This window comes from Kitasatospora sp. NPDC018058, assembly GCF_044327205.1.
Taxonomy (GTDB): domain Bacteria; phylum Actinomycetota; class Actinomycetes; order Streptomycetales; family Streptomycetaceae; genus Kitasatospora.
In genome coordinates this window covers 37,280-49,917 of sequence record NZ_JBIRFA010000021.1, presented here as the reverse complement: position 1 = coordinate 49,917, position 12,638 = coordinate 37,280, and the positions used below count along the sequence as shown (strand labels likewise).

The 12,638-nt window shown below is 73.6% G+C and carries 11 protein-coding genes and 3 pseudogenes; 7 read left to right on the top strand and 7 right to left on the bottom strand.

The annotated features are described in order from the left end of the window. Positions 1-27 precede the first annotated feature (27 nt). From ACH4E7_RS27610 to ACH4E7_RS27600, 3 genes are read right to left on the bottom strand one after another with little or no spacing between them, the layout of a single operon-like run. Positions 28-456, bottom strand: coding sequence for an Hsp20/alpha crystallin family protein (locus ACH4E7_RS27610; protein ID WP_396251751.1), 429 nt, complete (start codon positions 454-456; stop codon positions 28-30). A gap of 43 nt (positions 457-499) precedes the next feature. Then, positions 500-907: a CBS domain-containing protein gene (locus ACH4E7_RS27605; protein ID WP_396251750.1), complete on the bottom strand. Its 408-nt coding sequence runs from the start codon at positions 905-907 to the stop codon at positions 500-502. Positions 908-921: 14 nt separating this feature from the next. Next, the gene (locus ACH4E7_RS27600; RefSeq protein WP_396251749.1) at positions 922-1,194 is read right to left on the bottom strand and encodes a hypothetical protein; all 273 of its coding nucleotides are present in this window, start codon (positions 1,192-1,194) and stop codon (positions 922-924) included. A gap of 334 nt (positions 1,195-1,528) precedes the next feature. Between ACH4E7_RS27600 and ACH4E7_RS27595 the strand changes: the two genes are divergently transcribed. Then, positions 1,529-2,515: an Acg family FMN-binding oxidoreductase gene (locus tag ACH4E7_RS27595; RefSeq protein WP_396251748.1), complete on the top strand. Its 987-nt coding sequence runs from the start codon at positions 1,529-1,531 to the stop codon at positions 2,513-2,515. 204 nt (positions 2,516-2,719) lie between these two features. On the opposite strand, the gene ACH4E7_RS27590 is transcribed toward ACH4E7_RS27595, so the two are convergent. Continuing rightward, positions 2,720-3,211 (bottom strand): universal stress protein, encoded by a 492-nt coding sequence (locus tag ACH4E7_RS27590; protein ID WP_396251747.1) that lies wholly within the window; start codon positions 3,209-3,211, stop codon positions 2,720-2,722. Positions 3,212-3,601: 390 nt separating this feature from the next. After that, positions 3,602-3,886: pseudogene (locus ACH4E7_RS27585) on the bottom strand (SAM-dependent methyltransferase); the annotation flags it as partial. 232 nt (positions 3,887-4,118) lie between these two features. Here ACH4E7_RS27585 and ACH4E7_RS27580 point away from each other — a divergent pair. Together ACH4E7_RS27580 and ACH4E7_RS27575 are read left to right on the top strand one after the other, a co-directional pair. Continuing rightward, positions 4,119-4,904 carry an HAD family acid phosphatase gene (locus ACH4E7_RS27580; RefSeq protein WP_396251746.1) on the top strand — a complete coding sequence of 262 codons (786 nt, stop codon included), beginning with the start codon at positions 4,119-4,121 and terminating at the stop codon, positions 4,902-4,904. A 187-nt stretch (positions 4,905-5,091) separates the two neighbouring features. Next, a complete protein-coding gene (locus tag ACH4E7_RS27575) occupies positions 5,092-6,075 on the top strand; it encodes a CapA family protein (protein WP_396251745.1) in 984 nt (327 codons plus the stop codon). 178 nt (positions 6,076-6,253) lie between these two features. On the opposite strand, the gene ACH4E7_RS27570 is transcribed toward ACH4E7_RS27575, so the two are convergent. Both ACH4E7_RS27570 and ACH4E7_RS27565 read right to left on the bottom strand, forming a co-directional pair. Beyond that, positions 6,254-7,963, bottom strand: a complete 1,710-nt coding sequence (locus ACH4E7_RS27570; RefSeq protein WP_396251744.1) for a putative Ig domain-containing protein — start codon at positions 7,961-7,963, stop codon at positions 6,254-6,256. 336 nt (positions 7,964-8,299) lie between these two features. Next, positions 8,300-9,103, bottom strand: coding sequence for a hypothetical protein (locus ACH4E7_RS27565; RefSeq protein ID WP_396251743.1), 804 nt, complete (start codon positions 9,101-9,103; stop codon positions 8,300-8,302). 288 nt (positions 9,104-9,391) lie between these two features. On the opposite strand from ACH4E7_RS27565, the pseudogene ACH4E7_RS27560 reads away from it, so the two are divergent. The 4 genes and pseudogenes from ACH4E7_RS27560 (at position 9,392) to ACH4E7_RS27545 (ending at position 12,578) form a co-directional block, all read left to right on the top strand. Next, positions 9,392-10,584, top strand: a pseudogene (locus ACH4E7_RS27560) (4Fe-4S dicluster domain-containing protein). After that, positions 10,584-11,393, top strand: a complete 810-nt coding sequence (locus ACH4E7_RS27555) for an FAD/NAD(P)-binding protein (RefSeq protein WP_396251742.1) — start codon at positions 10,584-10,586, stop codon at positions 11,391-11,393. The pseudogene ACH4E7_RS27560 and the gene ACH4E7_RS27555 overlap by 1 nt, the downstream one beginning before the upstream one ends. A gap of 5 nt (positions 11,394-11,398) precedes the next feature. Continuing rightward, positions 11,399-11,998: pseudogene (locus tag ACH4E7_RS27550) on the top strand (oxidoreductase); the annotation flags it as partial. Between the two features lie 97 nt (positions 11,999-12,095). Then, entirely contained in the window at positions 12,096-12,578 is a 483-nt protein-coding gene (locus ACH4E7_RS27545) for a hydrogenase maturation protease (protein WP_355675540.1), read from the top strand. The last annotated feature ends 60 nt before the right edge of the window (positions 12,579-12,638 follow it).

Below are 12,638 nucleotides of genomic sequence, written 5' to 3'. Positions count from 1 at the left end.
CGGCCCCGGGCCGGGCGGTGGCGGTGGTCAGTCGCCCTCGGTGATCTCGATGGTGCGGGCGGGCTTCTTGGCTTCGCCGATGGGCGCGCGGACGGTCAGGACGCCCCGGTCGTACGCGGCGGTGACGTCCTCGTCGCGGACACCGGCGGGCAGCCGGACGCTGCGGGTGAAGGAGCCGTAGCGGAACTCGGAGCGCTGCTTGTCCTTCTTCTCCTCGCTGCGCTGGGCCTGGACGGTCAGCACACCGTCGTCGACGCTGATGGTGATGTCCTTGTCGGGGTCGACGCCGGGGAGTTCGGCCTTGAGCTGGTAGACGTCGTCGGCCTCGGACTCCTCGATGCGGATCATGTGCTCGCCGACCGGCATGCGGAGGTCGACGGGGAAGTCCTCGAAGAGGTCCGGCAGGGATGGCCACCGGTAGCCGAAGGGGAATCTTCTGAGCAGGTCGCCGGCCATGGTGTCCTCCTGTGGGACGGGTCGTGCGGTTTCCGGGGTGTGGTCAGGGTGCGGTCTCGCGCAGGGCGCTGTGCGAGACCGGGACGAGCAGGTCGAAGAGGCGCTGGACGACGTCGCGCAGCAGGTCGTCGACGGTGAGCATGCCGACGGGGCGGCCCTGGTCAAGGACGGGCAGGCGGCGTACGTCGGCGTTACGGAAGACGCGGTACGCCGTGTCGAGGTCGTCGTCGGCCTCCACGGTGGTGACCGGGGTGGTCATGAGGTCCGTGACCGGTTGCGCGGGGTGGGGGCCGTGGGCGAGCCCGCGGACGGTGAGGTCGCGGTCCGTGAGGATGCCCAGCAGGCGGCCCCGGTCGATGACGAGGACGCAGCCGACGGCCTCCCGCTCCATGACCAGAGCGGCCTCGAAGGCCGTCGTGCCGAGACCGACGGTGACCGGCGGTGTGGTCATCAGGTCTCCGGCCCTCATGGCTCGACCTCGATCCGTCCGGGCCGCGGAGCCTGAGGTCGCTCCAGGACGGCGGCCTGGCGCAGCGGCATCCCGGCCAGCAGCCGGGCCTCGGCCGGGGTGAGCGAGATCCAGACCTGGTTGGCGTCGTACGGTTCGAGGGCCGTGTCGAGCACGATGCGACCGGCGTCCGGCAGGACTTCCGGGGCGTAGCGGGACACCGCGAGGGTCCGCCCGGAGGCGGTGGGCATCAGCTGCTGGGTGGTGGTGCGGGAGTCGTCGGTCAGCACGGCCGTGCCTCCGGTGTTCAGGGCCTGGCCGGGTGAGCCGGACCTCCACCACCAGCAGACCGCCGCCGGGCGCGCGGCGGCAGGGCCGTTCGGCCCTCCAGCGGTCCCCATCGCCCGTGCCAGCGCGGGCCGACGGGAGCCGACGGGGCCGGCGCGGGCGCTCGGGGACCCGCGGAGAGCCCCAGGAACCGGTGTCCTCGACACGGCAGGCCGCCCGGCCGGCGAACCCGGGTCGTTGGGCCCTCGCCGGGCACCGCCGAGGCGGCGGATCCTTGAATCACCGGCGCTCCCCGCCGGTAGCAGGCAGTGAACAGGCAGCAGGGAGTGAATCTCGATGACCACCGGAACCGCCCTCACCGCCGCCGACCTGCGCCTGCTGGCCGAAGCCGGAGGCCTGGCACCCTCGCTGCACAACAGCCAGCCCTGGCGCTTCCGCCCCACCCCCGACCTGCTCGGCCTGGAGGTGCACGCGGACCCGGGCCGGGCCGTCCCGGCCGCCGACCCCGACGGCAGGGCGATGCACATCTCGATCGGCGCCGCCGTCTTCAACCTGAGGGTGGCCGCCGCCCGTCTCGGCCGCGAGGCCGCCGTCCGACTGCTCCCCGCAGGGGAAGACACGCAGCCGCGCGCCGTGCTCGACCTCTCCGCCCAGGCCCGCTCACCGCGCCCCTTCGGCGCCGACCTCTACCCGGCCATCGCCCAGCGCCACTCCAGCCGCCACCCGTTCACCAACCGGGACGTCCCCGAAGCGCTCGTCGCCGACCTCATCACAGCGGCCCAGGACGAAGGTGTCACCCTGACCGTGCTGGAGGAGCACGGCGTGCGCCGGGTGCTCACCCTCACCTCCGAGGCCGAGGCCCGGATCGCCGCCGATGTCACCCGTGAGGCCGAGACCCGCCGCTGGCTGCGCCTCGAACCCTCCTACGACGGCATTCCGCTCGCCGCCCTCGGCTCTCACGACCGCGACGCCCGGGTCCCGATGCGCGGCTTCGCCGGCCACCCGCCGCGCCACACCACTCCGGCCGGCCGTTTCGAGGCCCTGCCCCAACTCGCCATCCTCGAGACCCACTTCGACGGCCAGGCCGACTGGTTGCGCACCGGACAGGCGATGCAGCGCGCCTGGCTGCTCGCCACCGTCCACGGCCTGCGCGCCTCCGTCCTGCACCAGGCCGTCGAGATCCCCGACACCCGCTGGCGCCTGCGCGACCCCGCCGAGGGCCCCGCCCACGTCCAGCTCGTCCTGCGTCTCGGCTACGGTCCGTCCGGAGCCGCCAGCCCGCGCCGCCCGGTGGAGGACGTCCTCGACCCGGCCGACGGCTGACGGGCCCGCCGGCGCGGCCCGCCACGTTCGGCCCGGCCCGCGTGCCGCCGCCCGCCGGGCGCCGCGCCGGTGTGGCCGACGGCGATCGCGGGCCCCGGTCGAGGTGCCGGCGACGACGACCTCGTGCGTCATGACGTCCTGGACGGTTCGCTACCGCACGGCCTGCTCGCCTCGGGAGGTCCGCCGGTTCGCGGGGTACAGGGCTCACCCGGTGGCACCCTCGGGCGGAGGCGGCACGACGACGACGGGGAGGTGGGCGTGGTGGACGATCTCGGTGCTGGTCGAGCCGAGCGTGAGCCGGCCCCAGAGGCCGGCGCCGCGGGTGCCCACCACCAGCAGGCTGGCGTCCTGGCTCGCTTCCAGCAGGACCTGAGCGGGCCGGCCGCGGTCACAGCGCACCTCGACCTCCACGTACGGCTCGCCGACCTGCTGCCGCAGTTCCTCGATCGAGTCGGTCACGTCGCGGGCGACGGCGTCCTGCAGATGCGGCGACGGCTCGCCGCTCGTGCGCCAGCCCGTCAGGGCCGTGCCGGGCGGCTCGGTGTGTCCGCCGCCGTAGGCGCAGACGGCCCGCACGCCGACCCCGCGCAGCTGCGCCTCGCGAAGAGCGAAGAGCACAGCCCTGCGGGCGGACTCCGAGCAGTCCGTACCGACCACGATCGGAGCGGCGGGACCAGACGCGGGGGTGGTGTTCACGGGGACCTCCAGGAGGTACGGCTGACAGCGGGCTGTCCGGCTCGGCGAATCCGGCGAATCCGGCGGACCCGGACGATCGGGGGAGACGCTGGTGCCGGTTCGTTCGCCGTCCTCATGATCCTCCGGCAACGGCGCGGCGGCACGTCCGTCGTCCGGTAGGCCCCGGCCTCTCCGGACGCTCGCCGCCGGCGGCGATGGTGGCGCGTCCGGCCGCCACCCCGGACCCGGAGTGCCACTCGGTCGGCGAGCCGCTGCCGCGACCTTGGGTCGCGTCCTGGGGGCCCGGGAGCCGACCGAGCCGCAGCCGTGGAAGCCGTCGTCGCTGCCGGCCACTGTGGCCCGGCGAACTCGCAGGACATGCGCGGGGCCGCGCGACCGCGCGCCAGCGGATCAAGGGGTGTCGGCGCGTACGGCGGTGGTCGCCAGAGTGGTGTAGTGCATCGTGAAGCGGCCACCCAGGGCGTCGATGGCATGGCCGACCGCGCCCAGTATGTCGGCCAGTTGATCGGGACGGAGTCGGGTGAGGCCGCCGGTAGTGGGGAGCAGGTCCAGCCACTGGTCGCGCGTGTAGGGCTTTTCCCAGTCGAACCGCCACTGTTCCGGGTCGTCGAACTGCTCGGTCTCGCGGATCTTGTCGGCGATCTTCGCGTACCCCGCTTGGTACATCTCCAGCGGGCCCGGCCGCCCTCGACGGCAGCCGGGCCGCTCGGCATGTGACGGGTGGTGAACGACGGGGCGCGGACGGGCCTGTGGGCCCCCAGCGGCATCGCGCGTAGACCATGCGCGTAGACCATGCTTGACCTGTGGGGTTGGTCGCCCCTACGGTTCGGGGGATCAGCAGTCCCCCACGCCGGTTCGACGGGCGAGTCACGCCCTCCCGGCCTGCGGCAGAAGGAGCGATCCCCTCATGCTCGAAAAGACCCTGACGTCCCGTGCGCGGAAGATTCCCACCCTCGCCGTCGGCGTCGTCGTCGGCGCGGTCGTGGCCGGCGGCGGACTGGCCGCGGCGGACGCCTCCGCGCCCAGGACGGACCGTCAGATCACCAACATGACGGACGAGGTGGCCAAGATCAAGGCGTACTACGGCGACACCGTCGACGCCAAGGGTGAGCACTGGCCCTCCCCGGACAGCAACTACGCCGCCCAGGTCAAGGGCATCGAGTCCCAGGCCCGCAAGTACCTGGCCCAGCGCGCCAAGCACGACCACTCCGGCAAGAAGGCCATCGTCCTCGACGTCGACGACACCACGCTGTCCACGTACAACTACGAGTTGGAGACCACCTTCGTCTACAACCCGACCGGCAACGCCCAGTACATCGCCACCAAGACCATGCCGGCCGTCTTCGGCATGAACGACCTGGCGAACTGGGCCCAGCAGCAGGGCTACACGGTCTTCTACATCACCGGCCGCCCCGAGACCCAGCGCACCGCCACGGCCGCCAACCTCGCCGCCGTCGGATTCCCCGTCGCGGACGGCGAGCACCTGTTCATGAAGAACAAGACCGCACCCGCGCCCTACCTCCCCTGCGGGGCGGACTGCACCGTGACCGAGTACAAGTCCGGAACGCGGGCCCACATCGAGAGCCTCGGCTACGACATCGTCGGCAACTTCGGCGACCAGAACAGCGACCTGGCCGGCGGCCACGCCGACAAGGGCTTCAAGCTGCCCAACCCGATGTACTACCTGCCGTAAACCCGGCACCGCAGGGCCCCAGGCCGTAAGTCGCAGCCGCTGTTTGGGGCCGTGACCACGCCTGCTGAGGGCCGTCACGGCGGGTGGTCGCGGGGGAGGGGGTTGCCGCCGGCGGGGTGCGGGCCGAGCCTGGAGGAGCGGGGCGTGGTCGGCGATCCGCATGCGTGAGTGGAGGTGGCCCCGGAGGATGGCGCTCACCGTGGCACTGGCCGGCGACACGATGCTGGGGCGCGGCGTCGCCGAGGAACTGCGGCGCTCGCCGACGGCGGGGACGCTGCTCTCCCCGGAGGTGCGGCAGGCACTGGCGGCGGCCGATCTCGTCGTGCTGAACCTGGAGTGCTGCGTCTCCGACCGCGGGGAGCGGTGGCCGGACCCGGACAAGCCGTTCTTCTTCCGCGCCCCGTCCTCGGCCGCCGCCGTCCTCGCGGAGCTGGGGGTGGACTGTGTGACGCTGGCCAACAACCACGCCCTGGACCACGGGTTCGACGCCCTCGTGGACACCGGCGCCCTGCTGGCGCAGGCCGGCGTCCGCGCGGTCGGAGCCGGGCGGGACGTGTCGGCGGCACGGGAGTTCGCCGTGCTGGAGGCCGGCGGGGTGCGGCTGGCGGTGGTCGGTGTCACCGATCACCCGAGGGACTACGCGGCCGGGCCGGGGCGCCCCGGAGTGGCCTGGGCCGACCTGTGGGCGGGCGTGCCCGGCTGGCTCACCGCGCTGGTGGCCCGGGCCGCCCGGAAGGCCGACGCGGTGCTGGTCACCCCGCACTGGGGCCCCAACATGACGTCCCGGCCGCCCTCGCACGTGCGCGCGGCGGCCCCGCGGCTGCTGGCCGCCGGGGCGACGCTGGTCGCCGGGCACTCCGCGCACGTCTTCCACGGTGTCGCCGACCGCGTCCTGTACGACCTGGGCGACTTCGTCGACGACTACGCGGTCGACCCGGTGCTGCGCAACGATCTCGGACTGCTCTTCCTGGTGACGCTGGACGGACCGGACCGGGCGCACCTGGCGCCGGTCGGCCTGGAGGCGTTGCCGCTGGCCCTGGAGTTCTGCCACACCCGCCCCGCCCGGGGCGAGGAGTGGGAGTGGGTCCGCGAACGGTTCACCGACGCGTGCGCCGAGTTCGGCACCCCGGTGGGCGAGCGGGACGGACGGCTGACGGTCGATTGGGCCTGAGCGGGCGCCGGCCGGTACGTCGGTCCGTCGCCGTACCGTCCGCTCGTGATCGGCTCTGCGCCGCATGGGCCATGGGCGGGCCCCGGACGTCATCGCTGCGATCCTCCCGCACGGAGCCGCCTCACCGCGTGGGCACGCCGGTCGCCCTCCCCGCGCGGGGAGGGCGACCGGCGTCGGTTCACGCGATGGTGACGGCGGTGTCGTCGAGGACGAAGGAGGTCTGCTTGGTGTAGTCCTCGGCTCCGGTGAACTTGAGGGTCACGGTCTGGCCGGCGTAGCCGGACAGGTTGAAGCTGTGCTGCTGGTAGCCGGCGGCCGCGTTGACGTTGGAGTAGGTCGCCAGGGTGGTGCCGTTCGCGGTCACCTTCAGCGTGTCGAAGGCGGTGGTGCTGCTCGCGGCGGTGTCGATGTGCAGCCAGAAGCTGAAGGTGTAGCTGCTGCAGCCGGCCGGCAGGGTCACCGTCTGGGCGAGCGTGTCGGTGTTGGTGGTGCCGTACCCGTCCAGCCAGGCGTCGTAGGTGCCGGAGTGCGGCGGCTCGCTGGAGCTGCTGTTGACGGTGCTGGTGCCGCTGGTGTTGGTCTCCGTCCAGCCGGCCGTCGAACCGGCCTCGAAGCCGGGGTTGGCGAGCAGCTGGGCCGCGGTGCAGCCGCCGCCGGTGGACTGGACGGTCCAGGTGAAGGTGACGGAGGAGGACGGGCCGGTGGAGTCGGTCGCGGTGGCCGTCACGGAGTAGGTCCCGGCGGTGGTGGGGGTACCGCTGATCAGACCGGTCGTGGCGTTGACGCTCAGGCCGGTGGGCAGGCCGGACGCGGTGTAGCCGAGGCTTCCGCCGGCGGTGTCGGTGGCGGAGAGCTGGAGGCTGGTGGCGGTTCCGGCGGTGGCCGTCCGGGCACCGGGGTTGGTGAGGGTGACGCTGCCGGTGGTGCTGCCGCCGCTGCCGGCGGCGAGCCAGGCGGTGGCGTTGAGGCCGAGCGCGGCGTCGGTGCCGGCCGGGTCGTTCCAGCCGTTGTAGACGGTCTTGCCGGGTTCGCCCGTGCCGTCGTCGATGGCCGAGCTGTCGCCCCAGAGGGCGACCCGGCCCTTGCCGAAGCTGCTGGTGACGAAGAAGGCGCCGGTGGTTCCGGAGGAGCCGGTGCGGTAGACGATGCCCTTGACGGAGGGGTTGTCGGCGGGCTTGAGGGTGAAGGTGGTGCCGTTGCGGATGATGCTGCCGGTGACGGTGCCGAAGGGGCCGTGCAGGACGGGGTCGGTGGCGTCGTTGACGGCGGTCGGGTTGTCGGTCTGGATGTTGAGCAGGTCGACCGAGAGTCCGAACGGGTCGTTGCTGTTGACCGAGTTGGTGGTCATCAGGTCGTTGATGATGGCGGGGGAGTCCCAGCCGTCGTTGTTGCGGTCGCTGCCGGTGTGGTCGGAGATCAGGAACAGCCCGCCACCGTTCTGAACGAACGTCATGACCGCGGTCTTCTCGGAGTCGCTCAGCCGGATGTTCGGCTCGGGCAGGACGAACTCGTCGAAGTTGGCGAGGTCCAGGGCTCCGCCGGTGCCGTAGGTGATGGTGGAGCCGCTCGGCAGGGTCTTGAGGCTGTACTGGCCGGTCTTCTGGAGAGCGACGCCCCAGCTGGAGATGGCACCCGTCCAGTCGGTCTCGGACTGGGGGTCGGCGTTCTCGCCGAGCGGGTCCGGCTGGCTGGTGCTGATGATCCAGTCCGCGTTGCCGGCGGTCTCCGCCTTGCTGTTGTCGAACAGGACGCGGTGCTGGGTGGTGGTGGGGGCGGACGTCACGGTAGTCGCCGCGGCCCGGTGGGGTACGGCGCTCGCGCCGGCGAGCACGGTCAGGACGACGGCGCCCAGGGCGAGCGGGCGGAGGGCGTGGGTGTGTCTGAGCATCGGTCAAGCTCCTTGTGCCGTGGGGGTACAGGGGGCGGTGCTACGCGCGTAGGCGCGCTGGACACCGTTCCATGATGGGGTAAGCGGAGCTTGAACGGAACGCGACCAATCGGAATATCCCAGCGGCCGACCGGCCCGGGGGTTCTGCGGGGCGGCCTTCTGAGGTGCTGCGGTGCGCTGTGGTCGATCTCCCCCGTGCACGGCCCGAACGCCGGGCACGAGCATGGCGAGGACCCTGCTGCGGCACGAGTCCACCGGCCAGGCCTGCCGGGGCGGGCCGGCATGTCCGGCGGAGGTTCAGCCGTCGGGAGGGTGCGGCTGCCGCGCCCGGCCGGTTCAGCCCGGCGGCCGGCCGATGTCGCGGCCGAGTTCGAGGGCGAGGATCTGGTCAAGGCGCACGAAGGTTTCGAAGCGGGCGCCGTCCGGCAGCGCTGCCCGGGCCTCCAGCGCGTGCAGGGCCTGCACCGCGACCCGGGCGTCCAGGTCCTCGTTCAGGCCGTCGAAGCCCCCCTGGACCATGTCGGCTTCCGGCGGGCGGGAAGGCTCGCAGGCGAGGTAGGCCACCAGTGCACGCCAGCGGGCCAGCCGCGCGGCGGCGTTCGCCAGGTCGTCGTCGGTCAGCCGGATCGGGGCGGTGACGGCGTGTTCGAGGAAGGTGAGGCGCAGTGCGAGGGGGTCGTGCTCGTCCAGGGTGATCGAGGCGAGCGGTTCGGCTCCGGAATCCGGACGGGCCTGCCGGGGCGCCGTCACCGGACCGGTGACCAGGAGCGATGCGGACGGCGGGCCGGGACGGGACGGTGAGCGGCTGGTGATCGACAGGTCGGCCGCCATCCGGTCGTCGCCGTCGCCGTCGTGCCGTGTGCTGAGCTGGGCGGGCGGGTGGACGCCGAGCCGGTCGGCGGCCTTCAGCAGGGCCCGGGCCTCCTCGCCGGGGGTGTCCGGGACGACGAGTTCGACGATCACTTGCAGGCCCTGGGCCTCGCAGGTGCGGGCCAGTACGTCACCGGCCACCAGGGCGCGCAGATCCCCGAGGCCGAACGGGTGGCCCTGCTCACCGACGTCGACGGTCACGTGCAGGAGTCCGGCCCGGTGCGGGTGGACCTCGGTGCGTTGCCCGGTGCGGGCGTCGGTGATGCGCAAGGGCGTCTCCCTCTCGGCTCGGTGGTGTGTGGCCAGGATGCGGCACCGTTCGACTCGTCGTCGGGACGGCCGTCGCCGAGTCGGGAGAGTTCCCACTGAAGGTCCTGGCGCAGGCCGCGTGGGCGCCGGATCCGGTCGGTCCGGGTGCGGCCACGGCCGCGGGCGGCCCCGACGGCCCCCGGGGGTGGGGCCGGGCGGCCCATGCGGAATCCCGGGACGCGGCGGACAGTGGAACGTAGCGGGCCGCCCACCCAGGGCGGTGCCCGGGACCGGCCCGAGGACAGCCCGATGGACACCACCACCGCACCGCTCGTGGAACTGGACGAACAGGGCCTCGCCGCGCTCGTCGAGGCCCTGCGGCAGCGCGGGTACACCGTGATCGGGCCCACCGTGCGGGACGGCGCGATCGTGCTCGCCGAGCTGGCCTCGGCCGAGGAGCTGCCGTACGGGTGGGGCATAGCGGCCGAGGCCGGCACCTACCGGCTGCACCGGCGCCAGGACCGGGCGGCGTTCGCCCACTCCGCCGGGCCGCAGTCCTGGAAGACCTTCCTGCACCCGCCCCGGGCCCGGCTCTGGCAGGCGGACCGGGCCGAGGACGGCACCGTCACCGTCCGCGAGGACGACGACCCGCCGCCCCGCTACGCCTTCCTCGGCGTGCGCCCCTGCGACCTGCGCGCGATCGCCGTCCAGGACCGGGTGCTGACCGGCGGCGCGTACGCCGATCCGGTGTACGGGCCGGCGCGTTCGTCGTCGTGGCCGAGTGCACCGAGCCGAGCGCGGTCTGCTTCTGCGCCTCGATGGGCACCGGCCCGGGCCTGCCGCAGGGATCGTCGTACGACCTGGCGCTCACCGAGACGGTGGAACCACGGGGCTCCGCCGGGCCGGAGGCCGGGGGCGGGCCGCGCTACACCGTCCGTGCCGGCAGCCCCGACGGCGAGGACGTCCTCGCGACACTCCCCACCCGCCCCACCGACGGCGAGCACGCCCGCCGTGCCGTCGCCGAGGCCGCCGGGCGCATGGGCCGGACCACGGACCCCACCGACCTGCGTGCGCTGATGGCCGGCACGATGACCGCCGAGCGCTGGGACCAGGTCGCGAACCGCTGCCTGACCTGCGGCAACTGCACCATGGTCTGCCCCACCTGCTTCTGCACCACCACCGAGGAGACCACCGACCTCACCGGCGACCACGCCGAGCGGTGGCGCCGCTGGGACTCCTGCTTCGACCTCGACTTCTCCCACCTGCACGGCACCGGCCCGGTCCGCAGCTCCGCACGCAGCCGCTACCGGCAGTGGCTCACCCACAAACTCGGCACCTGGCACGACCAGTTCGGCTCCTCCGGGTGCGTCGGGTGCGGCCGCTGCATCGCCTGGTGCCCGGTCGGCATCGACCTCACCGAGGAGTTCGCCGCCCTGCGCGCCGAGGGCGCAGCATCCGGGGCCGCAGCACCCGAGGCCGTACCACCCGAGGGAGCACCGTGATGCACCCGATGACCCCCGCCCCGTACCGGGTGCTGGCCCGCCGCCGGGAGACCGCCGACACCGTCACCCTCGACCTCGTGCCCGCCGGCGCCGCCCCGCTGCGCCCGTTCCGGCCGGGGCAGTACGCGATGCTGTACGCCTTCGGCACCGGGGAGATCCCGCTCTCCACCAGCCGGATCGACGGCGCCGTGCTCGGCCACACCGTTCGCGCCGTCGGCAAGGTCAGCGAGGCGCTCTGCCGGGCCGAGCGCGGCGACTGGGTCGGCTCCCGCGGCCCGTACGGCACGGTGTGGCAGACCCCGCCCGCCGGTAGTGACGTCCTGATCGTCTCCGGCGGCATCGGACTCGCCCCGCTGCGCCCGCTGATCGAGGAAGTGCTCGACCGGGTAGGGGAGTTCGGGACGGTCTCGGTGCTCACCGGGTACCGCGACCCGGGCGAGCAGCTGTTCCTCGACGACCTGCCGCGCTGGCGCTCCCGGGCGGACGTCCGGACCACGGTGGACCGTCCCGAGCCCGGCTGGCGCGGCGCCGTCGGGCTGGTCACCCGCCTGCTGGAGGGCGCCGACTTCCGGCCCGAGCGCTGCGCCGCCTACCTGTGCGGCCCGGAGGTGATGATGCGCGCCACCGCCCGGGAACTGCTGCGCCGGGGCGTGGCCGCCGAGCGGATCCGGGTCTCGCTGGAACGCAACATGCGCTGCGCCACCGCCTGGTGCGGCCACTGCCAGCTCGGCCCGGTCCTCGTCTGCCGGGACGGCCCGGTGTTCGGCTGGGACCACGCCGAGGGCCTGCTCTCCACTCCCGAGCGGTGAGCGCCATGGCCGGTACCCCGCGCCTGGCGGTCTGGACGTTCTCCTCCTGCGACGGCTGCCAGCTCACCCTCCTCGACTGCGAGGACGAACTCCTCGCGCTCGCCGGGCGGGTGGAGATCGGCTACTTCCTGGAGGCCTCCAGCCGCGAACTGCCGCCGCCCTACGACCTCTCCCTGGTCGAGGGCTCCATCGCCGCCGCCGACCTGGAGCGCGTCCGGCGGGTCCGCGAGCAGTCCCGGTACCTGGTGACCATCGGCGCCTGCGCCACCGCGGGCGGCGTCCAGGCGCTGCGCAACCTGGCGAGCCTGCCCGAGTACCAGGCCGTCGTCTACGCCCGGCCCGAGTACATCGACAGCCTCGACCACTCCACCCCGATCGCCGCCCACGTGCCGGTCGACCTGGAACTCCGCGGCTGCCCGATCGACAAGCGGCAGCTGCTGGAGGTCATCACCGCCTACCTGGCCGACCGCAAACCCGACATCCCCACCCACAGCGTCTGCTTCGAGTGCAAGCTGCGCGGCACCACCTGCGTCACCGTCGCCCATGGCACCCCGTGTCTCTGCGGGCCTTCGTCCAGTCCCGACTGCACCTGGACGACGCCGAGTTGACCCGCCAGTGCGAGCGGGCGATCCGCAACTACGACCCGTGCATCTCCTGCGCGGCGCACTTCCTCACCCTCACCATGGACCGGAGGTGACGATCATGGGCGGCGAACGCGTCGTCGTCATCGGCGTCGGCAACGAGTACCGCCACGACGACGGCGCCGCCGTGGCCGTCCTCGCGCGGCTCGCCGCCGACGGCCCCGACGTCGACCGGCTCACTCTGTGCGACGGCGAGCCCACCCGGCTGATGGAGCTCTGGGAGGACGCCGACCTCGCCGTGGTGGTCGACGCGGTGCACGGCCATCCCGGCGAACCGGGCCGGATCCACCAGATCACCGTCGACGCCGACCACCTGCTCGCCGACCCCCTCGCCGACGAGGAGGCGGCGGCCGGCACCCACGGCCTGGGCCTCGGCCACGGAGTCGCGCTGGCGGCCGCCCTGGGGAAGCTGCCGCGCGAGCTGCTGATCCTCGCGGTCGAGGGCGCGGACTTCTCCGTCGGCGAGGGCCTGAGCCCGGCCGTCGCCGACGCGGTGCCGCGCGTCGCCGCCGAGGTGCGCCGGGCGGTGGAGGCCCGGCGGTGACGACCCGGCGGGGCGGCGCTCGGCGCCCGGCGGCGCCAGGAGCCAGCCCAGGGTGACGGC